We start from the raw sequence: 20,830 nt of genomic DNA, 5'->3' as shown, positions 1-20,830 counted from the left end.
CTTCGTACTAGAACGGCCAGATCCAATCCAGAAAGCGCGAGAACCATCCGGGTTTCTGCTTGTCCGCCACCGGGCCGCGCCCCGTGTACTCGACCTGCGCGTCGGCGATCACGCTCGAGAGCACCGAGTTGTCGGCCTGGATGTCCGACGGCCGCACCACGCCGCTCACGTACAGGTGGCTCTCCTCCTCGTTCAGCAGGAGCGCCTTGTGCCCTTCGATGTAGTAGTCCCCGTTCGGCAAGACCCGCTTGATCCGCGAGGTGATCGTGGCGGTCAGCCGACCCGACCGACGGGTGGCCCCCTTGCCGTTGAAGTCGTTCTTGGCCATGGCAGAGATGAGCTTGGTGGGGTCGATCCCGGGGTGCGCCGCCTTCAGCGCCGTCATGGCGTTGAAGAAGGAGTTCACGCCGAAGGAGAGCTCGCTCGAGCGCCCGGCCTCGGTGGCGGCGTCGTCGTTGGCCGCAGCCGACTCGGCCACCACCACGGTGACCAGGTCTCCGATGCGGCTCGAGCGCCGGTGCGTGAAGAGCGTGTCCGAGCTCTCGTTGAAGAGCGACCCGTCGGCGTGCTGGTCGGCCGAGCTCGCGTAACGGTCCGGCTTGTAGTTGCGCACCTTCGGCGTATAGGGGCGGATGTGGTTCGTGCACGCCGAGGTGACGAGGACGAGCGCCGCGAGCAGGAAGCGGGACATCGATGACCTCCCTACAGATCCACCGCGACCAGGTGCGGACCCAGCACGCGCGCCTTGATCAGCCGATTCGACGCCAGAGCCAGCACCGACACCACGTCGTTGCGCTTGCCGTCCTGCCGCGCGACCCCGCGGCTCGTGATCTGGACCCCCTCCAGGATCACCGCGATGGTCACGCTGCTCCCCTGCCGGACGAGCGGGATGGCCTTCAGGTGCACGCGCCGCAGCACGGAGCCCGCCGGGACCATCCCCACCACCTCGTGCCCCTCGAGCTCCTCGGCCTTCGTGAGCGCGTCCGCCGGGAGGGCGCTCGCCAGCCGCTGCTCCACCTTCACCTGCGCCGCGCTCACCCCGCTCGCCGTGGTCACGGCCTGCGTGGTGACGAGCGTGTCGATGAGGCCGTCCACGTTCGCGGTCAGCGTCAGGCGGCGCGCCGACCACTCCCCGACGGAGAGCTCGATCGCCACCGGAAGTCGGCCCGCCCGGCGCCCGCCGCCGAGGAGCTTCGCGCTCACCTTCAGCTCGCCCACCGGAAGCGTCATCGCGCGGGGGCAATCGAGCGCCTTGAGCTCGATCCCATCGGTCAGCTGCTCGGAGAGCGCCTTCTTCAGCTCGGTCGTGAGCTCCGCGCAGCCGAGGCGCTGCTGTCGCGTCTCGACCACCCAGCCGTCGGGCAGCCGCCCCGCGCGCGCCTCACCGAGGAGGGAGAGGACCTGACGTCGCGCGATCCGCCGGCGACACCCCGGCAGCGGTGCGGGCCCCAGGTCCCGGTCCTCGGCCACCGAGCCGAGCAGGTCGGAGAGCCGCACGCGCGGGCCCTGGACCTGCACCACCTCGGCGCTTGCCACGGCTCCCGAGAGCGAGAGTACCGCGAGCAGCGCGGCCGCCGAGCTGCGCATCAGCCCATCCTCGAGGTGGCCTGGAGCATCTCGTCGGCCGCTCGCACCACGCGGCTGTTGGCCTCGTACGCGCGCTGACCGACGATGAGCTCGATCATCTCCTCGACGACCTTGACGTTCGAGAGCTCCACGAAGCCCTGGGCGATGGTGCCCATGCCGTTCGTCCCCGGAGCGCCCTGCTTGGCCTCGCCCGAGGCCTGGCTCGGTAGAAAGAGGTTCCCTCCCACGCGCGAGAGCCCCGCGGGGTTCGGGAAGGTCACGAGCTGGATCTTGCCCAGCTGCGTGGGCTGCGTCTGACCGGCGAGGAGCGCGCTGATCGTGCCGTCCTTGCCGATGGTGACCTTGGTAGCGTCCGCCGGGATGGAGACCGCCGGGTCCAGGATGTTTCCGTCAGCGGTCGTGAGCTGCCCCTGGCTGTCGGTCTTGAACGTCCCGGCGCGCGTGTAGGCGGTCCGTCCGTCGGGAGTGCTCACCGCGAAGAAGCCGTCCCCCTCGATCGCCATGTCGAGCGGGTTGTCGGTCTGCTTGAGCTGCCCCTGCCCGAGGTCCATCTGCGTGGCCACGAGCTTCGTGCCGTGCCCGATCTGCACGCCGACCGGCACCTCGCGCCCCTCGGCCGCTGCCGTCCCCGGCGCGCGGATCGTCTCGTAGAGCAGATCGGCGAAGTCGGTCCGGCTCTTCCGGAAGCCGGCCGTGTTGACGTTGGCCAGGTTGTTCGCCACGACGTCCAGCTTGGACTGCTGGGCTTCCATCCCGGTGGCCGCGGTGCTGAGTGCGCGTAGCATCCGTTCCTCCTCCGACTAGCCGTTGTCCCCGAGGTTGGTCGCCGCCTTGCGATCCACCGTCTGGAACGTGGAAATGATGCGATGGAAGGCCTCGTAGGCGCGGCTGGCCGTGATGAGCGAGGTCATCCCCTGCACCGGGTTCACATTCGAGGTCTCGATGTAGCCCTGATGGACCTTCGTGGCCGCGGCCTTCTCCGGCGTCATGCCCGCCTGCGGGACGAAGAGCGTGGCGCCGGCGCGCTGGAGCAGCTCCGGACGGGCGAACTCGACCAGCCGGATCGTGCCGATCGGTCCGCCCTTGCCCTGGATCGTCCCGTCGGAGGCAATGCGCAGCTTCTCCTCGCCCTCCGGGATCTGGATCGGCTGGCTGCGGTCGTCGAGCACCATGCGACCGGCCGGGTCGATGAGGTTCCCTTCCTCCGTCAGGCGGAAGGCCCCGCCGCGCGTATAGAGCACCTCGTTCCCCTCGCGGAGGGCCATGAAGCCCTTCCCTTCGAGGGCCACGTCGAGCGGGTTGCCCGTCTGCCGGAGAGCGCCGGGCCGCATGTCGATGCGCGTCTCCGCCAGCTGCACCTGGCCCCCGCCGCTCGGGTCCCCCTTGGCGGCCGTCTGGGCCAGCACCTCGGCGAAGGCGATCCCGTCGCTCTTGAAGCCCGTGGTGCCGAGGTTGGCCACGTTGTTGGCCACCACGTCCAGCACCTGGGTCTGTGCGACCGCTCCCGACACCGCCGTGTAGATTCCGTTCGCCATACCTACACTCCTACTTGCACGAGCTGTGCCCGCAGCTGGCCGCGGAGCTGGCTCAGGATCTGGCTCACCCGCGACTCGGTCACGCCGATCACCTCGCCGATCTGCTGCAGGCTCAACTCCTCGACGTAATAGAGGTTCAGGATCATCTGCTGCCGCTCGTTGAGGCGGCCGAGGGCCTCGCGCATCAGTCCTACCGCCTGCTGGCGATGGAGCTGGTCCTCCGCGGAGGGCTCGTGATCGTCAAGATCCAGACGGTCGGCGTCGAGAGAGACGACCTTCAGCGCCTCCATGCGCCCCAGATCTCCCACCACGTTCGACACGGAGGTCTGCAGCGCCTTGGCCATCTCCTCGGCCTCGGGAGGCCGTCCAAGCTGCCCGGTGAGCTGGGCGGCCTGCGACTCCATCCGGTTCTGGGCCGAGCGCGCGGCGCGGTTCACGGGGTCGTTGCGCCGCAGCTCGTCGTAGATCGCGCCCTTCACACGGAACTCGGCGTAGGTCTCGAAGCTCCGCCCCCCTGCCGGGTCGTAGCGATCCAGCGCCTCCATCAAGCCCACCGTCCCGGCGCCCACCAGCTCCTCCACCTCGACCGAGCGCGGAAGCCGCCGCGCGATCCGCGTCGCGATCTTCCGCACGAAGGGCAGGTACTGCTCCGCCCGTCCGTCGGAGCTCTCGCGTCCGTCGTTCATAGAACCGCCTCCTGTGCCGCGAGCCCCATGAGCCGCTTCCAGAAGAGGCGCGGGCCGCCCCAGCCGCTCTCGCTCGGCGATTCGGCGAGGAGCCTGCCCGCCATCCCGCGGATCGCCCCCGAGACCGCCGCCGCGGGATACCGGACCAAGAGCGGCTGGCAGGAGCGCACACTCTGGAGCACCGCCTCGTCCCGGTAGATGAAGCCCACGGGGACCACCGAGACGTCGAGGAACCGGTCCACCAGGCCGAGGAGGCGTCCGAGCACCTGCTCCGCCTCCTTGGGCCCCGAGGCCATGTTCACCGCCAGGTACATCTGCTTCACGCCGCACTTCACGGCGAGGGTCTTGATCATCGCGTAGGCGTCGGCCATCGAGGCCGGATCCGGGGTCACGACCACGAGCACCTGCTGCGCCGCCGCCGCGAAGGAGGTGGCGTTCGAGCCGATGCCCGCGCCGGTGTCCACGATCACGGTGTCGAAGCGCCCCTCCATCGCGTCGATGGCGTTGAAGAGGGTCAGGCGGCGTCGCTCGTCCATCTCGGCCAGGTCGGCGTCCCCGGAGCAGGCCGGGAGCAGACACACTCCCTCGGGCCCCGACACCACCACCTCCTCCAGCCCGCGCTCGTTCGAGAGCACGTCCTTCACCGTGCTGCGCGCGTTCATGCCCAGCATGAGGTCCAGGTTGGCCAGCGCGAGGTCTGCGTCCACCATCAGCACCTTGCGGCCGCGCTGCGCCAGCGCCAGGCCGAGGTTTGCCGAGAGGACGCTCTTGCCGACCCCGCCCTTGCCCGAGGTCACGGCGATCACGCGCACCGGCGCCGTCGCGCTGCGCTCGGCGTCAGCGCTCCGCTCGCTCTCCAGCCCCGAGGCTCCCCCCGTCCCGCCGTTCGCGCTGCTGAGCTGTCCGTCCTGCTGGAAAAGGTCGACCATCGTCACGCTCCTCGGAGGTCCTGCTGTCTCAGTTCAGGTTCAAGCCCATCGCCAGGGTGGCCAGTCGCCCCGGGGTCGCCGCCTCGATCTCCTCGGGCACGCGCCGCCCGTGGCTCAGGTACATCGCCGGAAGCCGGCTCTCCCGCATCGCCTCGTAGAGCCCGCCGAGCGCCACCGCCTGGTCCAGTCGGGTGAAGGAGATCGAGCTCGGCTGCAGGAGCGAGAAGGCCTGGGTCGTGCACTCCAGCTCGAGCGAGCGGAGGTCCGCGTTCAGCACCAGGTGCCGCTCCACCTCGGCCCCGTCCAGAAGGTCCCCGAGCTCCATCAGGGCGTCCACGTGGCGCGGTGACTGGCCGCTGGTGTCCACCAGGATCAGGTCGCGATCGGACAGGTCGGCCAGCCCGCGCCGGAGCGACGCCGCGTCTCCCGCGCAGCGCCAGGGGATCCCGATCGCGTCCGCCGCGAGGCCGAGCACCTGCACCGCCCCGATGCGGTCCACGTCGCAGCCGATGATCCCCACCCGACGGTCGTGCACGAGCGCCGCCCGCGCCGCGATCTTGGCCAGGAGCGTGGTCTTTCCCACCCCGGCGGGACCCACCAGCGCCGCCACCCGCGGCCCGTCGGAAGACTCGAGCACCGGGAGCGTCTGGATCGTCCCCTCGAGAAGCTCCCGCGCCGCGTGGTCCACCTCGGCCTGGCTGGTAGCCGTGCCGACGGCCAGCTCGCGCTCCAGCACCCGCACGAGCTCCTCCACGGTCCCCCCGGTCATCCCGTTCTCCTCGAGGCGCCGGCGCAGAGCGGCCAGCTGCGACGGTTCGCTCCGCCCGCCGGTCTCGCCGTGGACCCGCCGCAGCAGGTTGGTCAGCTCCGTCACCTGCCCGTGCCCCTGCGGCTGCGCCTCCTGCACCGTGCGCATGGCCTGCATCTCGCTCCGCAGCGCGCGGATCTCCTGGCGGATCGGCGAGAGGAAGCGGGCGATCTGCTGCACCTCCGTCACCGGCGTGCCCTGGGCGTGCGCCTCGCGACCCTCCGGTCGAGCGGGCCTCGCCGGCGCGGGGGGCGGCTGCATCGTGGCGGGCGGCATCGGCAGAGGCGAGAGCGCGGCGGTGATCTCGACGCGGCTCGAGAGCAAGCCGTCCCGAACGGTCCGCGTGTCGAGCACCGTCGCCTCGTCTCCGAGGTCCGCCTTCACCCGTGCCAGGGCTTCCCGCAGATTCTTGCCGCTGTATTTCCGGATCAGCATGGGCTACTCCGCTCCGATGACGCCGAGGGTGTTGATCGGCGTATTGGGCTCGATCTCGCGATAGCTGTAGACGGACAGCCCGGGCACGTGCCGCGCTGCGAAGGAAGCCACGTGCGGCCTTACGTCCGGCGCCACCACGAGCACCGGCACGCCCGCCGCATCCCCGAGCCGCGAGGTGGAGCGCTCGAGGGCGCTCAGCAGCCGCGGAATGGCGGTGGTGTCGAAGGTGGCCGCATCCGCCCCGGCCCGCAGCGCCCGGCGCAGGTCCTGCTCGAGCTGCGGATCGATCACCAGCGCGTGAACGCGACCGTCGCTGCCGAGGACGCGCCCCGTCAGGGACTTGGCCATCCGCTGGCGCACCTGCTCGGTGAGCGCGTCGGGGTCCTTCATCTGCCCGGCGTGGTCCGCCAGCGTCTCGAGGATCGTGCGCAGGTCGCGGATCGAGATCCCCTCGCGCAGGAGGTTGCGCAGCACCTTGATCACCGACCCGAGCGGCAGGAGGTTCGGGATCAGCTCGTCGAGCACGTTCCGACCGCGCTTGCCGAAGACGTCGAGGAGCTCCTGCACCTCGCCGCGCCCGAGGAGGTCGGGGGAGTTCTTGCGCAAGAGCTCGCTCACGTGGGTCGCGATGACCGTGGCCGCGTCCACCACGGTGAAGCCCATCGTCTCGGCGGTGCTGCGGTTGGCCGGAGCCACCCACCGCGCCGGGAGCCCGAAGGCCGGCTCGCTCACCTGCTCGCCCGGGACGTGGCGCATGGCGTCCGCCGGACACATGGCCAGATAGCGCCCCACCCGCACCTCGCCGCGCCCCACCTCGTTGCCGGAGAGGAGCAGGCGGTACTCCCCCGGCTTGAGCTGCAGGTTGTCCCGCACGTGAATCGGCGGCACCACCACGCCGAGCTCGGTCGCGAACTGGCGGCGGATCCCCGAGATGCGCCCGAGGAGGTTGCCGTCCTTGGCGCCGTCCACCAGGCCCACCAGCTCGTAACCGATCTCCAGCTCCAGCAGGTCGATCGGCAGGAGCTGCTCCATCACCTCCTGCTCGCTCTGTTCGCTCTTGGGCGCTCCCGGCTCCTCGGCGGCGGCGTCCCCGTCCTTCGGCTTGCCACGCCACGCAATCCAGGCCGCGCCGCTGGACATCACGAGGAAGGTCAGGTGCGGCATCCCCGGCACGATGGCCAGAAGCCCGAGGACCACAGCGGTCACCGCGGCCGGCCGCTTCTGCGTCGTGAGCTGGTCGGCGAGGGTCGTGCCGAGGTCGCGCTCGTCGGCGGCGCGGGTCACGATGATGCCCGCGGCCGTGGACATGAGGAGCGCCGGCACCTGGGCCACCAGCCCGTCTCCGACGGAGAGGATGGTGAAGCTCTGCGCCGCCTCGAGGGCCACCATGTTGTGCTGCAGGATGCCGATCGCGATCCCACCGATCACGTTGATCGCGGTGATGACCAGGCCCGCCACCGCGTCGCCGCGGACGAACTTGCTCGACCCGTCCATCGCGCCGTGGAAGTCCGCCTCCTGCTGGATGCGCGAGCGCCGCACGCGCGCGTCGCGGTCGGTGATCAGCCCGGCGGCGAGGTCGGCGTCGATGGCCATCTGCTTGCCGGGCATGGCGTCGAGGGTGAAGCGCGCAGCCACCTCGGCCACACGCCCGGCGCCCTTGGTGATGACCATGAAGTTGATGACCACCAGGATGAGGAAGATGATCAGCCCGACGAGGTAGTTGCCGCCCACCACGAACTGGCCGAAGGCGTGGATTACGCTCCCCGCGGCATTCGGCCCCTCGTGCCCGTGCAGGAGGATAAGCCGCGTCGAGGCCACGTTCAGGGCCAGGCGCATCAGCGTGGCCATCAGCACGAGCGACGGGAAGACCGACAGCTCGAGCGGCTCCTTGATGTAGATCGCGACCATGAAGGTGATGAGCGAGATGCAGATCGAGAGCGAGAGGAAGAGGTCCAGGACGAGCGGCGGCAGGGGGAGGATCATGACCAGCAGGGTCCCCACCAGCCCGAGGGCGATGTAGATGTCGCGGTTACCCTGCCGCACCGGGGCGACCGTCGCGTCGCTGCGCACCGCTTGACTCATGCCGCCCTCCCGCGAAGCCGGTAAACGAAGGCCAGCACCTCGGCCACGGTGCCGTAGAGCGCGGCCGGGATCTCGGCGTTCACGGCCACCTGGGCGTGAAGCGCGCGCGCGAGCGGCGGGTTGTGGATCACCGGGACGTGGGACTTGCGCGCCAGGTCACGGATGCGCGCGGCCACCTCGTCGGCCCCCTTGGCGGTGACGCGCGGGGCGCCCATGCGCGCGGCGTCGTAGCGCAGCGCCACGGCGAAGTGGGTCGGGTTCACGAGCACCACGTCCGCCTTGGGGACCTGGGCCATCATGCGGTTCTTGGCCAGCTCCCGCTGCTTCGCGCGCCGCTTACCCTTGATGTGGGGATCCCCCTCCTGCTCCTTGTGCTCCTGCCGCACGTCCTCCTTGGTCATCTTCATCGCCTCCTCCATGCGCCGATGGCCGAGGATCCAGTCGATGACGGCGAAGACGATCAGGATGGGGATGGCGCGGAGGCTGAGTCGCCCCACCGCGCCGCCGAGCTGGGCCAAGATCTCGGCCACCCCGAGGCGGCCCGCCTCGACGATGGCCTCGAGCTCGCGGAGGAAGAGCTGGGCCGTGAGCGCGCCGATGACCAGCACCTTCCCAGCGGAGGAGAGGAGCGTGAGGAGCGCCTGCTTCGAGAAGAAGAGGCCCTGCAGCCGCGGCAGCGGGTTGAGCCGCTCGCCCTTCGGCAGGACGGAGGTGAAGTTGAAGTAGCCCTTCGTCTGGGCGAAGCCGGCGATCAGGGCGGCCAGGACCGCCGCGGCTCCGACGGGGAGCACGAGCAGGGCGGCGGCCTTGAGCAGCGCACCGGCCCAGCCGCCGGGGCTCTCGAGCGAGTGCTCGTCGAGGTGCCCGAGGATCTTCTGGAAGGCCTCGACGAGCGCGCGCGACCCGCCGCCCACGGTGAGCGCGAAGGTGGCCGCCGCGGCCACCAGGACGGCCATCGAGATGACCTCGCGGCTGACCCAGATCTTGCCCTCTTCGACGAACTTGCCCCGCTGCTTCGGGGTTGCTTGTTCGGTGCGGTTGTCGTGCTCTGCGCTCATCCTAGGCTCCCACCAGGGTGGCGAGCTGCTGCGGGATCTGCCGCAGGAGGTGCACGACGGTGCCGAAGGTCTGGCCGCTCGAGGCGATGAGCACCAGCGTGCCGACGCCGATGCCAAGCGCGAAGGAGAGCGCGAAGAGGTTCAGCTGCGGCGCGACGCGAGAGAGGAGCGCGAGCGCCCCGTTCGAGAGCAGGAGGGCCAGCACCACCGGGGCCGCGATGCGAATCGCCGCGAGGGAGGCGCTCTGGAGCATGGGGGTGATGGTCGTGAGGCGCGGCAGTCGCGGCAGCACCGTCCCGAGCGGGACCTCGCGCAGGGTGGCCCCGAGGGCGCCGAGGACCATGTGGTGCCCGTCCACGGAGATGAAGAGCAGCGTGGTGAAGAGGCCCATGAGCTGCGCCACCACGTCGCGGTCCTCGTGCGTCATGGGGTCCACGATGCGCGCGAAGCCGAAGCCCATGGACATGCCCACGAGCTCGCCGCCCATCTCGGCGGTGCTCAGGGTCAGGCGCACCGCCGTGCCGAGGGCGATCCCGAGCAGCACCTCGCCCACCGCGGCGGCGATGAGCACCAGCGGGTCGGTGTCGGCGAAGGGACCGGCCACGGGCGTCAACACCGCCGCGAGGATGGCCGCTACCGCGCCGCGGATGCGCAGCGGCACAGCCTCGCCGCCCAGCACGGGCACCATCATGGTGAGGGAGCTCGTGCGCAGGAAGACCAGCCCGAAGGCCACGAGCTGCGGGCGCACCATGGCGATGGTCACTGCCCACCCCCGAAGTTCGCGAAGCTGGAGATGAGCGCCACGGTGAAGCCGGTGAGGCGGTCCAGGATGTAGCCGCCGAAGAGGAGCAGGGCGGCCCCCACCCCGACGAGCTTCGGGATGAAGGCCAGCGAGGCTTCCTGGATCTGCGTCGCGGCCTGGAAGATGGCCACCAGCACGCCGATGACGAGCCCGACGGCCAGGATGGGCAGCGCCACCCAGAAGGCGGTGGACATCGTCTGGCGGGCCAGGTCCATCACCATCTCGGTGCTCATGCCGCCACGCTCCGCACCAGCGAGGCCACCACCAGGTGCCAGCCGTCCACGAGGACGAAGAGCATCACCTTGAGGGGCAGCGCGACGAGCGACGGGGGGAGCATGACCATGCCCATGGACATGAGGACCGAGGCCACCACGAAGTCGAGCAGCAGGAAGGGGATGAAGACCATGAAGCCCATGTGGAAGGCCGTCGTCAGCTCGGAGATGACGAAGGCCGGGATGGCGGCCACCAGCGGCACATCGCCGCGCTTGGAGGGGGCCGGAGTCCCGCTGAGCTCGAGGAAGAGCCCGAGGTCCTTCGCGCGGGTGTGGTCGAGCATGAAGTTACGGAGCGGCTCGACCCCCTTCTCGAGCGCCTCTTGCTCGCCCATCTTGCCCGCCATGTAGGGGCCGAGGCCCTTCGCGTGGACGTCGCGCGCCACCGGGGCCATGACGAAGAAGGTCAACAGGAGCGCGAGGCCCATCAGCACCTGGTTCGGCGGGAGCCCCTGAACGCCCAGGGCCTGACGCACGAAGGTGAGCACGATGACGATGCGCGTGAAGGCCGTCATCAGCATCAGGATCGCGGGCGCGAGCGAGAGGACCGTGAGCCCGGCCAGGATCTTCAGCGTGCTCGAGACCTGACCCGGACCGCTCTCACCGCCGCCGATCGAGATGTCCACCTTCGGCAGCGCGAAGGCCTCTGACGCGGCGAGAAGCACACCTACACCGGCGACCAGCGCGACGGGCGCGAGGGCGGCGAGGCGGTTCGAGCAGGCGGAGCGCGGAAGACGGTGCATGGCGATCGGTGGCTACTGCAACGCAGGTGCCAGAGGGCGGCGCGGACAACTCCTCGGATCGTGGTCGTGCCGACGGGGCAGACGGTGGCCGAAGCGTCAACGCTGGCTGTGAAGGGTCAGCGGGATGACGGCGGCGAACGACGAAAGGTGGACGGAGCGAGCGGGGATGTAGGTGCGGGTGCCGCGAGCGGGGCACGCCGTAGACAGGGACACGCCGTCAGGTGATCAAACGTGGTCGCGGTGGCCGCGGACCAGGGGGTGTTGCTAGGCGTGGAGGTCGTCGAGCCGACTCACCGCGCTCTCCTGCCGCGAACGGCGCAGGCGCAGGATCCCCTCGGCCCACCGCTCGTCGAGGGCCTCCTCGGCCGGGCTCTTCTCCGTCGCCGGGGCCACCTCGGGCATCGAGGCGCGGCTCATCCGCTTGCGCTGCATCTGCTCGTTGAGCCGGTGCATGAAGCTGCCGGACATACCGTTCTGCGTCGGCATGGGGGCCGCCTTGCTCGCCGCGGGCGCCGGCGCAGCCGCAGACGCCTCCGGATTCGCCGCCGCGAGCGCCTGAGCCCAGGCGTCCTGGTCGGCGGCGGCCGCCGAGCCCTCGAAGCGGGCGAAGATGTTCTCGACCGGCTTCTCCTCGCGCGCCCGGGTCTCCTGCAGTCCGACCGTCTTCAGCAAGCTCACGTTCTTCTCGGTGCAACCGAGGAGGAGAAGCTCGCCGGCCGCGTCCACGAGGACCAGGCGCTGCTTGCCCCCCAGGCTCTTCGCGGCGACGACGTCGATCTGCGGCACCTCGAGCTGCGGCAGCCGGCGGCGGCGCTTGAGCCAGTACGCGATGCCGGCGGCGACCGCGAGGAGCAGGACCACCGACATCCACATGGGGCTGCCGGCGGAGGACGGGCGCTGCCCGGTGAGCCAGGTGGGCGGACCCGCCCGCTTCGTTCCGGTCACCCCCGCGACCGTCGCGGGCGAAGCGGCCGGTGCCTTCTCTGCGACCGGCGCGTCACCCGCCGGCGCCACTTCGGCCTTCTCCGGGGCAGCCGGCTTGGCCTTGGCGGGAGCGGGCGTCGGCGCCGGTGCGGGGGCCGCGACCTTCGCTGCGGCCTTGGGGGTCTCCGCCGCGGGACGGGTCGGCGCGGTCACGGCCTGCGGCTCGTCGGCGTCACCTGCCGCGGCAGCCGCGGCGTTCTCCTCGGCCTTCGGAGCGGCCGGCTTCGCCGCGGGCTTCGCGTCCACACCCAGCGCCGCGAGCCCCAGGACCAGGTCGTTCCCGTCGGCGCGGATCGGAAGCTGCGTCAGGTACGTATCCGCCGACTGGGTGAAGCGCAGCTCGAGCTCGGTCCAGCCGGGCTGCGGGCTCAGCCGCACCTCGCGCAGGGCCCCCTGGCCCACCTTGAGCACCTGCCGGCGTAGCTGCACGCCGGAGAGGACCAAGGTGAGCTCGTCGCCCCGCGTCATGAGCCGCCGCTTGCCGCGACCGCCACCCTCCACGCGAAGCTCCTGCCCCACGAGGCTCAGAGGATTCGTCTGCGCCGAGACCGACGCTCCGACGAGAAGCGAGGCCAGGCACACCGCCGTGATGGTCCTCATCGAAGTCCCTCCTCGCCGGAGATGCCGCGCACGCGGTCGCCCGCCGGCTCGATCTCGGTAATGCGCACCCCGTACCGCTCGCCGATCATCACCGCCTCTCCGCGCGCCACGAGACGATCGTTCACGTAGATGTCCAGCGGCTCGCCGGAGGCCTTCGCCAGCTCCACCACCGAGCCGGGCCCCAGCTTGAGCACCTCGGCCACCAGCATGCGGCGTCGCCCGAGCTCCACCGAGACCTGCAGCGGAACGTCCATCAGCAGGTCGATTCCCGCGCCGTCGGCTCGTCCCATGAACGATTCGGCCATTGGCTAGTCCTCCGCGTGTTCGGTGAGCTGAAGGCTGAGCTGCCCTCGGTTGAGCTGCGGCAGCCCGAGAAACTTGGGCTTCCCCTCGACGAGCAATGGAATCGGGCCATCTACCGGCGTTCCGAGCGTCAGCAGGTCCCCGACCTTGAGCGACAGGAAGCGCCGGACCGACAGCTCCGAGCTGCCGAGCACGGACTTGACGGTGACGGGGACGCGCCCGAGCGGTCCCGCGAGCGGTCCCGGCGACGGAACGTACACGGGAGCCTTGGTCTGCAGGGGCGAGCGAAAGCCCGCCGCCGAGGTAACCACCGCCGTCGTGACGGAGGTGCGCACCTCGCCCATGGCCAGCCGCACGACCATCGTCACCGCGGCGACGCCCTGGTTCAGCGGCCGCCACTGGCTGTCCACCGCGGCGCGCAGCGTGGCCACCGGATCGAGGGCCGCCTGGAGCGCTTCCACCACGGAGACCGCCAGGCGCTGCACCGTGCGACGCTCGGTCGGCGTCGGGGGCGCGTCGGCGTAGGAGCCCTCCTCGATCGCGCCGCCGAACTGCCGCATCACGTAGGCGCCGCCGAGAGCCCCGTCGATGGCCAGAAGCCCCGCCTCGACGTCCCCCGGGGCCTTCATGCCGTAGACGAAGCGCGGCGCGCCGAGGAAGTCCATGACCTGCGACCCCGGCAGCACCTCCACGGGATCGGCGCTCCCCTGCGCCGCGAGCCCGAACTGCTTGCTGCAGTAGCGCGCCAGCCGGTCGGCCAGCCGGTCGGCCGCCGCCTGGAGCTCCGGCAGGACCGCGAAGGCGCAGTGCTCGCGCGCCACGAGGTTCAGGGGACGAACGGGCTTCTCGGGCTCGGCCGCGTTGGCGGCCTGCATCAGGGCATCGAGCTCGGAGGCAGTGATGAGCGGTTCCATGGCTACTGCATCACCAGCTCTTTGAAGTAGAGCGCGCGGATGTACTTCTTGCCGTAGACCTCGACCGAGTGCTTGAAGAGCTCGTTCCGGATGAGTTCCTTCGTCTCGGCCTTCTGCATGTCCGCCACCTTCAGGCTGGAGAGGTAGACGATCATCTTGTCCCGCACCTTGAGTACGAGCTTGGTCATGGGCTCGGGCAGGGGCTTCTTCAGCTCGATCTCGACGGTGACCTTGAGGTAACGCGTCCCCTCGGACTCGGCGAGGTTCACGAGGAAGCTCTCGAGCGCCAGCGTCGGCCCCATCTCCTTGGCGTGGCCCTTCGCTTCGCCCTTGCCGCCCTCCTCGCCCTCTTCCTCGGCCGCGCCGCGCTCGGCCTCGTCCTCGTCGTCGTGGGCCGCCTTCTTCTTGGCCCCGTGGCCCCCCTTCTTGGCCAGGGCGAAGTACGCGCCCCCCCCACCTCCACCGCCGAGGAGGAGCAGCATGACGAGGAAGAGCGGGAGCTTGCTCTTCTTCCTGGGGGCCTTGTCGGTATCTTTCTCGTCGGACATCGACGCCTCTCTTGTCACTTCGGTCCGATGGAATGCTGTGCAACCCGGGTGCCAGCCCCCGACGGGCGCAAGCCGTGGATATTCGGTTTCGACAGGGGAGACGCGGCGAGCCGAGCGTCAACGAAGCCCCGCGAAGGGGTCAGCGGCCTGACGGATCCTCTTCAGGGTCTCGCCGGGTGAAGCGCTCCGCGAGAAAGGCGGCCCGCGCGCGACGCACCTGGTACCGCACGAGGAGCGGCGCGGCGAGGAGCGCGACGAGCACAGTGCCCCACAGGGGCGAGAGCCATCTGAGCGGTGGGAGAAAGACCGCCATCACCACCAGCGTGGGGAGGAGCGCCACGGCGACGCCGGCCCCCCGCAGGCGCCGCGTCGCCGTCTGCCGGTCGCTGAGCGTGGCGAGCTGCTGGCGGAACTCGGACTCGCACTCGCCGCACCGGGCGTCCTTCGCCGGGCGATGCTCCGAGCAGACCGGCCGGGCGCAGCGCTTACACTTGGCCCGCGCCGCGCGACGCTCGCACTGGCTGCAGCGACGGAACGAGAGCCCCCTTCGCCCGCGCGGCTTGAAGCCCAGCGACGGCACCGCGGAGAGGCCCGGAGCCGCGAGTTGCTGCCCCTCGAGCCGCACCACCTGCAGGTCGTCCCACATCGCCCCCAGGTCCTCGGGCGAGAGCCGCAGATAGCTCGCCGCCTCGTCGCTGCCCACCGCCTCGAGCAGGTCGGCGTCCGGCTGCGGCAAGGCCTCCAGGTCGTAGCTCAGCCGGTCGGCCAGACGCACCAGACTCACCAGCTCGGCCACGCTGCCCCCTTCGGCGTAGGCCCGGGCCGGCTGGTGGTGCCACGCCACGACCATCGGGATCGGCGGCGGGAGCCCCCAGGCCTGCATCACCTGCCCCGCGAGAACGGCGTGGTCGAAGCCCAGCTGCTCGCGCTCCGCGAGGTAGGTCGCGTCCCGCTGCTTCTCCGCCCCTTCGAGCAGCGCCCGGTAGTCCTTGGCCTTGGCCTGCAGGAGGAGCAGCTTGCCCACGTCGTGGAGCAGCCCGCAGGTGAAGACGTCCTCCGCCGGCACGCCGCGCTGCAGGGCGAGAAACCGGGCGATGGCGGCCACCACGCTCGAGTGCTGGCGAATGCGCGCCGGCAGGCCGGGTCCGTCCTCGAACATCTGCAGCACCATCATGGCCGTGGCGATATCCCCCACCGTTCGCGCCCCGAGGAGCGTCACCGCTCTGCCCACCGAGGCCACGCGGTGCGGCAGGAAGTAGGCGGCGGAGTTGACGGTGCGCAGCACGCGGGCCGCGAGCGGCGGGTCCGACTCGATCACCGAGGTCACCGCCTGCATCGTGAACTCGGGGTGCGCGATCAGCCCGAGGAGGCGGCGCGTCGCAATGGGGAAGGGGCGCAAGCCCACCACCTGCGCGGCCACGGCGGCCATGCTGGCTGCCGCGGCGTGTTCGGCCCCCTCGTCCGAGTGGTCGCCGAACCAGAGTTCTTCTACGAGCGCGAGTGACATGGTCCCAGGTCTCCAACGACCGTTCGGAGCGGGACTTGAGGCAAGGACGAGCGGGAAGAGGAGGCGACGGCTTACCGCTTGAGGCTCAGGACTTCCTGGTACATCTCGTCGGCGGTGGTGATGGTGCGCGAGCTGGCCTGGAAACCGCGCTGGTAGGTGATCATGTCCACGAACTCCTGCGCGAGGTCCACGTTCGACTGCTCGAGCGCGCCCGACACGATGCCGCCGCGTCCGCCGGAGCCCGGCTCTCCCACCATGGCCTGACCCGACTGGGCCGTCTCGGTCCAGAGGTTGCCGCCGATCCGCTGCATCTCCTCCGGAGCCTGGAAGTCCGCCACCAGCACCTGACCCACGGTGCGCTTCAGCCCGTTGCTGAACACGCCGCTGATGATGCCGTCAGAGCCGATGCTGATCCCCGCCAGCGAGCCGCTCGCGTACCCGTTCTGGTCGATGAAGGTGGTGGCCGACGGGGAGGCGTAGCTGGTCATGCCGCGCAGCCCCGTGCCGCCGCTGCCGATCGGGTCCCCGAAGTTGAAGGTGATGGCCTGGCCCTGCACGGCGTTGACGAAGTTGAAGGCGCTCGAGGTCGTGGCGGCGGACTGCAGCCGCCCCTGCGTGTCGAAGGCCAGCGTGCCCGTGGCGATCTCCTGCGGCGTCCCGGCCGTCCCTCCGGTCAGGTCGGCCCCGTCGGAGACAGCGTGCCAGCTCCAGGCCCCCGCGCCTGCCTCGCGTCGGAAGTACACGTTCACCGCGTGCGCCTGCCCGAGCGAGTCGTAGACCGTCACCTGCGTGGAGAAGTTGCTCCCCGCCGAGGCGTTCGCCGCGGAGAAGGCCGTCGTGGGCGTGGTCGCCGACGAAGCCAGGTTCGCCACCAGACTGACCTGCGAGGTCGCGCCCGGCGGGATCTGCGCCGTCGGGATCTGCACGTCCGAGACCTGCCGCCGGAGGTTCCCCTGCGCGTCCACGCCGTAGCCCTGCATGCGCAGCCCCTGCTGGTTCACCAGGTAGCCGTCCTTGTCGATCACAAACTGGCCCGCGCGGGTGTAGAACTGCCCCGCCACGCCGCCGACGTTGCCCTTCACCACGAAGAAGCCGTCGCCCTTCATGGCCAGGTCCGTGGCCTGCCCGGTGCCGAGCATCGCCCCCTGGGTCAGCATCTTCTGCACGTTCGCGATGCGCGTCCCGATCCCCACGTCCCCCGCCCCTCCACCGACGGAGCGCGCGAGCACATCCTCGAAGTTCGAGCGCGAACGCTTGAACCCGATGGTGTTGGCGTTGGTGATGTTGTCGCCGGTCGTCGAGATCGCTTCCGCGTTCGACGACAGCCCACTCACGCCGGTGTACATGGTTCGGATCACTGACATGGCGTTGTCTCCCGTCTCCTGCGACCCCTACGGAGCCGTCTTGGTGTCCTTTTCGGTTTTCGCCGGCGCCTCGCGCACCGCCACGACGTCCCCCACCTGCACCGTGGTCGACCCGATCTCCAGCACCGGGACGCCGTCCTTGTAGCTCACCCCCGTGACCATCCCCTTGAAGCGCGTGCTCGCGGTGACCGGCGTCCCGCTGCCGTCCTTCGCGCTCACGGCCACGCCGTAGGTGCCGGGGCCGACGAGGTTCCCCGCCTCGTCCTTCCCGTCCCACACGCAGGTGCCGACCCCCGCGCTGCGCGGACCCGCGTTGATCGTCCGCACCAGCTTGCCCGTCTTGTCGGTGATCTTGATCGTGACCTCGGTCGCCGCCCCGCCGAGCTCGAAGTTCACGCTCTCCGGTCCCTGCTGCAGGTGCGCGAGCTGGTCGCCCCGCGCTTCCACCTGCTTGCCGAGGAGGCTCGCCACCTGGCCGTTGGTCATCGAGGCCTGTGCTACCTGGAGGAGCTGCAGGTTCGAGTTGACGTTCACCATCTGCTCGAGCGAGGAGAACTGCGCCAGCTGCGCCACGAACTCCTGGTTCTCCATCGGCTTGAGCGGATCCTGGTGCCCGAGCTGCGCCACGAGGAGCTTGAGGAAGTCCTCTTTGCCCATGGTCGGGGCTGCGCCGCCCGCGCTGAGAGCCGAGGCGCCTGCGCCCAGCCCTTGAATGCGGCTCGTGTCCATCAGGCAATGACCTCCATGAAGCTGCGAGGTGGAACGGCCACCCCTACCGTGAGCTCGGACAGACCCTCCCGCCGCGGGGCAGCGCCACCGACGAGGTCGGCCGCCTCGGAGGACGTGCGCTCCTCGTCGTCGCTCTCGAGACGAAGCGCCGCGAGCTCGACCCCCCAGCGCGCGAGCGCCTCGGCCAGCGCCCCCTGCGCCGCCGCGAGCAGGCGAAGCGTGTCGCTCCGCGCGCTGCGAGCCTCGACGAAGAGCTGCTTCCCCTTGACCGTGAGCACCAGCGTCAGCTCGCCCAGATGATCCGGCCGGAGACGCAGCACCAGGCGCTTCACGCCGCGCGCGCTGCTCTGCCAGAGGATGCGCGCCAGGTGGCGGACGGTGGCCTCGTCGAACTGCTCGTGCGCGTCGCACCCGACCTCGACCGTGATCGCCGCGCCCTCGCCGGACTCCAGCTCGAGCTCCACCGTCACGGCTCCCTCGTCCCCCTCGGAGGCGCTCCCTTGCTGCTGGAGCACGCTCTCGAAGCTCGCGACCCCCGCGTCGCGCGGCTTCGTGACCGCCGCGGCGAGGACCGGCCGGAGCAGCGCGTCACCGACTCTTGGAGTCTGCATCCGGTCCCTCCTTCGACGTGGCCTTGGCCGGGGTGTCGTCCTCATCGGCGTCCGCGCTCGCGCCGCTCCCCTTGCTTCCCTCACCGCTCCGGGCCGGCCGCGCCATCAGCCGCTCTCCGACGGCCGCCGCCTTCTCGGCCGGGAGCGCCGCCAAGAGCCGCGCCGTGTGGTCCGCCGGCAGGCGCCGCAGCACCCACGCCGCCCGCCCCGCGTCCATCTCGGCCAGCATGGCCCCCGCCGGGCGCACGCTCATGCGCCGCACGACCTGCACGAGGTCCGACGACGACCCGCCGCGCGAAGCCTCCGCGGCTGCCGCGGCCTTGGCGGTCGCGTCCGCTCCGCTCGGCTGCCGCGCCAGACGCTCGCGCACCCCACGCAGCTCTCCGAGCGCCTGCTCCACCCGTCGCCGCAGCTCGCGCACCTCGGCCCCGCAGGCCTTCAGATCCTGGCAAGGTCCGTCGGTCGCGGCCGCCACGCCCTGCTTGTCCGCGGCGTGCGCCTTCTTGCTCGCGCCCTCGTCGGCGGCCCAGGCCTCGCACCCACCGAGCACCCCGGCGGCGAAGAGCGGCACGAGCAGGAGGAGGCCCTTGTCCGGCTTCCGCGTGCCCCGCCCCACCTCGTCCAGCGCGCGCTGCTCCTTCCGACGCAGCTCGACCCGCTCCCGCGCCTCGCCCTTCTCCTGCACCACCTCGATCTGTTTGAGCTCCTTCTGCCGCTTGAGCGCGTCATCCTTGGCTGTCCCGACGGCCGTCCGCTGCGTGGTCGCCGCCTGCTCGGTCATGCGCCGCGTGAGGTCCAGCCGCTCGAGGTCGGTCACGGTCAGAGCCCGTCCGCCCGCGCCGCCACGCAGCGCGTCCCGGTTCTCCTCGACCGCCTGCGCCTGCGCCGCCTCGAGCTCCGCGAGCCGCCGCTGCTCCGTGGCCAGCTTCTGCGCCGCCTCGTCGCGTTGCCGCTGTCGCTGCCGGATCAACCGGTCCCAGCGCGTCATCTGGCACCTCCGCTCATGCCGGCGAGGCGCGCGAGCCAGCGCAGCGTCTCCGACGGGGGCGTGACCTCCTCGGTCCCCTGGCGCAGGAACTCGAAGAGACTCCCCTTGCGCTGCAGCGCCTCGTCGAGGCGCGGATTCTTGCCCGGCTCGTACGCGCCGATGTTGATCAGGTCTTCGCTGTCCGCGAGCAACGACACCGTCTCGCGCAGGCGCCGCGCCGCCTCCCAGTGGGCCGGCTCCGTCACGTCGGGCATCACGCGGCTCACGCTCTTGAGCAGGTCCACCGCCGGGAAGTGCCCCATGCCGGCCAGGCGGCGAGAGAGCACGATCTGCCCGTCCAGGATCGCGATCGCCGCGTCGGCGATCGGGTCCGACATGTCGTCCCCCTCCATGAGCACGGTGTAGATACCCGTGATCGACCCGCCCGCGGCCTTGGCTCCCGCGCGCTCGAGCAGCGACGGCAGCTTGGCGAAGACCGACGGGGTGTACCCCTTCGTCGTGGGCGGCTCTCCGACGGCGAGGCCGACCTCGCGCTGCGCCATGGCCACGCGGGTGAGCGAGTCCATCACGAGGAGCACGTTCAGGCCCTGGTCGCGGAAATACTCCGCCACCGCCGTGGCCAGAAAGGCCGCGCGCAGCCGCTCCGGGGCCGGCCGGTCCGACGTCGAGGCCACCACCGCCATCCGGCCGAACTCCGGGCTCTTTGAGAAGGAGTGGACGAAGTCGTTCACCTCGCGACCGCGCTCGCCGACCAGCGCCATGACCATCACGTCGTAGGCCGCGCGCCGCGCGATCATCGACAGGAGCACCGTCTTGCCGACGCCCGGGCCGGCCATGATGCCCACGCGCTGCCCGCGACCGCAGGTCAGAAGGCCGTCCAGCGCGCGAATGCCGAGGTAGAGCGGCTGCCGCACCGGCTCGCGCTCGAGCGGCGAGAGCGGCCGCGCGTAGAGGTCGCGACTGGCCTGCGGCGTGGGCAGGGGTCGGCCGTCGATCGGTCGGCCGAAGCCGTCGATCACGCGGCCGAGCAGCTCGGGGCCCACCATCACGCGCCCCGTGCCGCCGTGGCGGATCACGCGCGCGCCCACCCCGATCCCGCGCAGCTCGCCGAGCGGCATGAGCTGGACGCGGTCGGCCAGAAAGCCCGCCACCTCCGCCGGAACCGGGCCGTGCGGGGTGTGGATGTGGCAGAGGTCGCCGATCGCCGCCTGCGCGAGGTGCGCCTCGGCCATGATCCCGACCACCTTCGTCACGCGACCGTCCACGAAGATGCGGGCGGCGCGCCGGGCCTGAGGAATGAGCCGGGAGAGATCGAGCTCGAGCTGCGGGGGACGGCGGTCCATGG

General features: G+C 70.9%; 22 protein-coding genes. All 22 read right to left on the bottom strand.

Annotated elements, in window-relative coordinates:
* Positions 1–7: 7 nt before the first annotated feature.
* Positions 8–691: a flagellar basal body L-ring protein FlgH gene (locus IT371_12660; GenBank protein ID MCC6748507.1), complete on the bottom strand. Its 684-nt coding sequence runs from the start codon at positions 689–691 to the stop codon at positions 8–10.
* A gap of 11 nt (positions 692–702) precedes the next feature.
* Positions 703–1,587: a flagellar basal body P-ring formation protein FlgA gene (gene flgA / locus IT371_12655; protein ID MCC6748506.1), complete on the bottom strand. Its 885-nt coding sequence runs from the start codon at positions 1,585–1,587 to the stop codon at positions 703–705.
* Positions 1,587–2,372, bottom strand: a complete 786-nt coding sequence (gene flgG, locus IT371_12650; GenBank protein ID MCC6748505.1) for a flagellar basal-body rod protein FlgG — start codon at positions 2,370–2,372, stop codon at positions 1,587–1,589. The genes flgA and flgG overlap by 1 nt, the downstream gene beginning before the upstream one ends.
* A 15-nt stretch (positions 2,373–2,387) precedes the next feature.
* Entirely contained in the window at positions 2,388–3,122 is a 735-nt protein-coding gene (flgF, locus tag IT371_12645; protein MCC6748504.1) for a flagellar basal-body rod protein FlgF, read from the bottom strand.
* Positions 3,123–3,124: 2 nt separating this feature from the next.
* Positions 3,125–3,808, bottom strand: a complete 684-nt coding sequence (locus IT371_12640) for a FliA/WhiG family RNA polymerase sigma factor (protein MCC6748503.1) — start codon at positions 3,806–3,808, stop codon at positions 3,125–3,127.
* Positions 3,805–4,737, bottom strand: coding sequence for a MinD/ParA family protein (locus IT371_12635; protein ID MCC6748502.1), 933 nt, complete (start codon positions 4,735–4,737; stop codon positions 3,805–3,807). Before IT371_12635 ends, IT371_12640 begins: the two co-directional genes overlap by 4 nt.
* A gap of 28 nt (positions 4,738–4,765) precedes the next feature.
* Positions 4,766–5,980 (bottom strand): hypothetical protein, encoded by a 1,215-nt coding sequence (locus tag IT371_12630; GenBank protein ID MCC6748501.1) that lies wholly within the window; start codon positions 5,978–5,980, stop codon positions 4,766–4,768.
* A gap of 3 nt (positions 5,981–5,983) precedes the next feature.
* Positions 5,984–8,062 carry a flagellar biosynthesis protein FlhA gene (gene flhA, locus IT371_12625; protein MCC6748500.1) on the bottom strand — a complete coding sequence of 693 codons (2,079 nt, stop codon included), beginning with the start codon at positions 8,060–8,062 and terminating at the stop codon, positions 5,984–5,986.
* Positions 8,059–9,120 (bottom strand): EscU/YscU/HrcU family type III secretion system export apparatus switch protein, encoded by a 1,062-nt coding sequence (locus tag IT371_12620; GenBank protein MCC6748499.1) that lies wholly within the window; start codon positions 9,118–9,120, stop codon positions 8,059–8,061. Before IT371_12620 ends, flhA begins: the two co-directional genes overlap by 4 nt.
* Position 9,121: 1 nt before the next feature.
* The gene (locus IT371_12615) at positions 9,122–9,883 is read right to left on the bottom strand and encodes a flagellar biosynthetic protein FliR (protein MCC6748498.1); all 762 of its coding nucleotides are present in this window, start codon (positions 9,881–9,883) and stop codon (positions 9,122–9,124) included.
* Positions 9,880–10,155: a flagellar biosynthetic protein FliQ gene (locus tag IT371_12610; protein ID MCC6748497.1), complete on the bottom strand. Its 276-nt coding sequence runs from the start codon at positions 10,153–10,155 to the stop codon at positions 9,880–9,882. The genes IT371_12615 and IT371_12610 overlap by 4 nt, the downstream gene beginning before the upstream one ends.
* A complete protein-coding gene (gene fliP, locus IT371_12605) occupies positions 10,152–10,937 on the bottom strand; it encodes a flagellar type III secretion system pore protein FliP (protein MCC6748496.1) in 786 nt (261 codons plus the stop codon). The genes IT371_12610 and fliP overlap by 4 nt, the downstream gene beginning before the upstream one ends.
* A 264-nt stretch (positions 10,938–11,201) precedes the next feature.
* On the bottom strand, positions 11,202–12,521 hold the full coding sequence (locus tag IT371_12600; GenBank protein MCC6748495.1) for a flagellar biosynthetic protein FliO: 1,320 nt from the start codon (positions 12,519–12,521) through the stop codon (positions 11,202–11,204).
* The gene (gene fliN / locus IT371_12595; protein ID MCC6748494.1) at positions 12,518–12,826 is read right to left on the bottom strand and encodes a flagellar motor switch protein FliN; all 309 of its coding nucleotides are present in this window, start codon (positions 12,824–12,826) and stop codon (positions 12,518–12,520) included. The genes IT371_12600 and fliN overlap by 4 nt, the downstream gene beginning before the upstream one ends.
* Before the next feature lie 3 nt (positions 12,827–12,829).
* The gene (locus tag IT371_12590; GenBank protein MCC6748493.1) at positions 12,830–13,738 is read right to left on the bottom strand and encodes a FliM/FliN family flagellar motor switch protein; all 909 of its coding nucleotides are present in this window, start codon (positions 13,736–13,738) and stop codon (positions 12,830–12,832) included.
* Positions 13,739–13,740: 2 nt separating this feature from the next.
* Positions 13,741–14,286, bottom strand: coding sequence for a flagellar basal body-associated FliL family protein (locus IT371_12585; protein MCC6748492.1), 546 nt, complete (start codon positions 14,284–14,286; stop codon positions 13,741–13,743).
* Between the two features lie 139 nt (positions 14,287–14,425).
* Positions 14,426–15,793 carry an HDOD domain-containing protein gene (locus IT371_12580; protein MCC6748491.1) on the bottom strand — a complete coding sequence of 456 codons (1,368 nt, stop codon included), beginning with the start codon at positions 15,791–15,793 and terminating at the stop codon, positions 14,426–14,428.
* 71 nt (positions 15,794–15,864) lie between these two features.
* Positions 15,865–17,157: a flagellar hook protein FlgE gene (locus IT371_12575; GenBank protein MCC6748490.1), complete on the bottom strand. Its 1,293-nt coding sequence runs from the start codon at positions 17,155–17,157 to the stop codon at positions 15,865–15,867.
* Between the two features lie 27 nt (positions 17,158–17,184).
* Entirely contained in the window at positions 17,185–17,886 is a 702-nt protein-coding gene (locus IT371_12570; protein MCC6748489.1) for a flagellar hook assembly protein FlgD, read from the bottom strand.
* A complete protein-coding gene (locus IT371_12565) occupies positions 17,886–18,497 on the bottom strand; it encodes a flagellar hook-length control protein FliK (protein ID MCC6748488.1) in 612 nt (203 codons plus the stop codon). Before IT371_12565 ends, IT371_12570 begins: the two co-directional genes overlap by 1 nt.
* Positions 18,475–19,485: a flagellar FliJ family protein gene (locus IT371_12560; protein ID MCC6748487.1), complete on the bottom strand. Its 1,011-nt coding sequence runs from the start codon at positions 19,483–19,485 to the stop codon at positions 18,475–18,477. The genes IT371_12565 and IT371_12560 overlap by 23 nt, the downstream gene beginning before the upstream one ends.
* A complete protein-coding gene (locus IT371_12555) occupies positions 19,482–20,828 on the bottom strand; it encodes a FliI/YscN family ATPase (GenBank protein ID MCC6748486.1) in 1,347 nt (448 codons plus the stop codon). The genes IT371_12560 and IT371_12555 overlap by 4 nt, the downstream gene beginning before the upstream one ends.
* Between the last annotated feature and the right edge of the window lie 2 nt (positions 20,829–20,830).

The sequence above is a fragment of the Deltaproteobacteria bacterium genome, from assembly GCA_020848905.1.
Taxonomy (GTDB): domain Bacteria; phylum Myxococcota_A; class Polyangia.
Note: the sequence above shows the minus strand (reverse complement) of the source record. Positions and strands in the feature narration are given on the sequence as shown.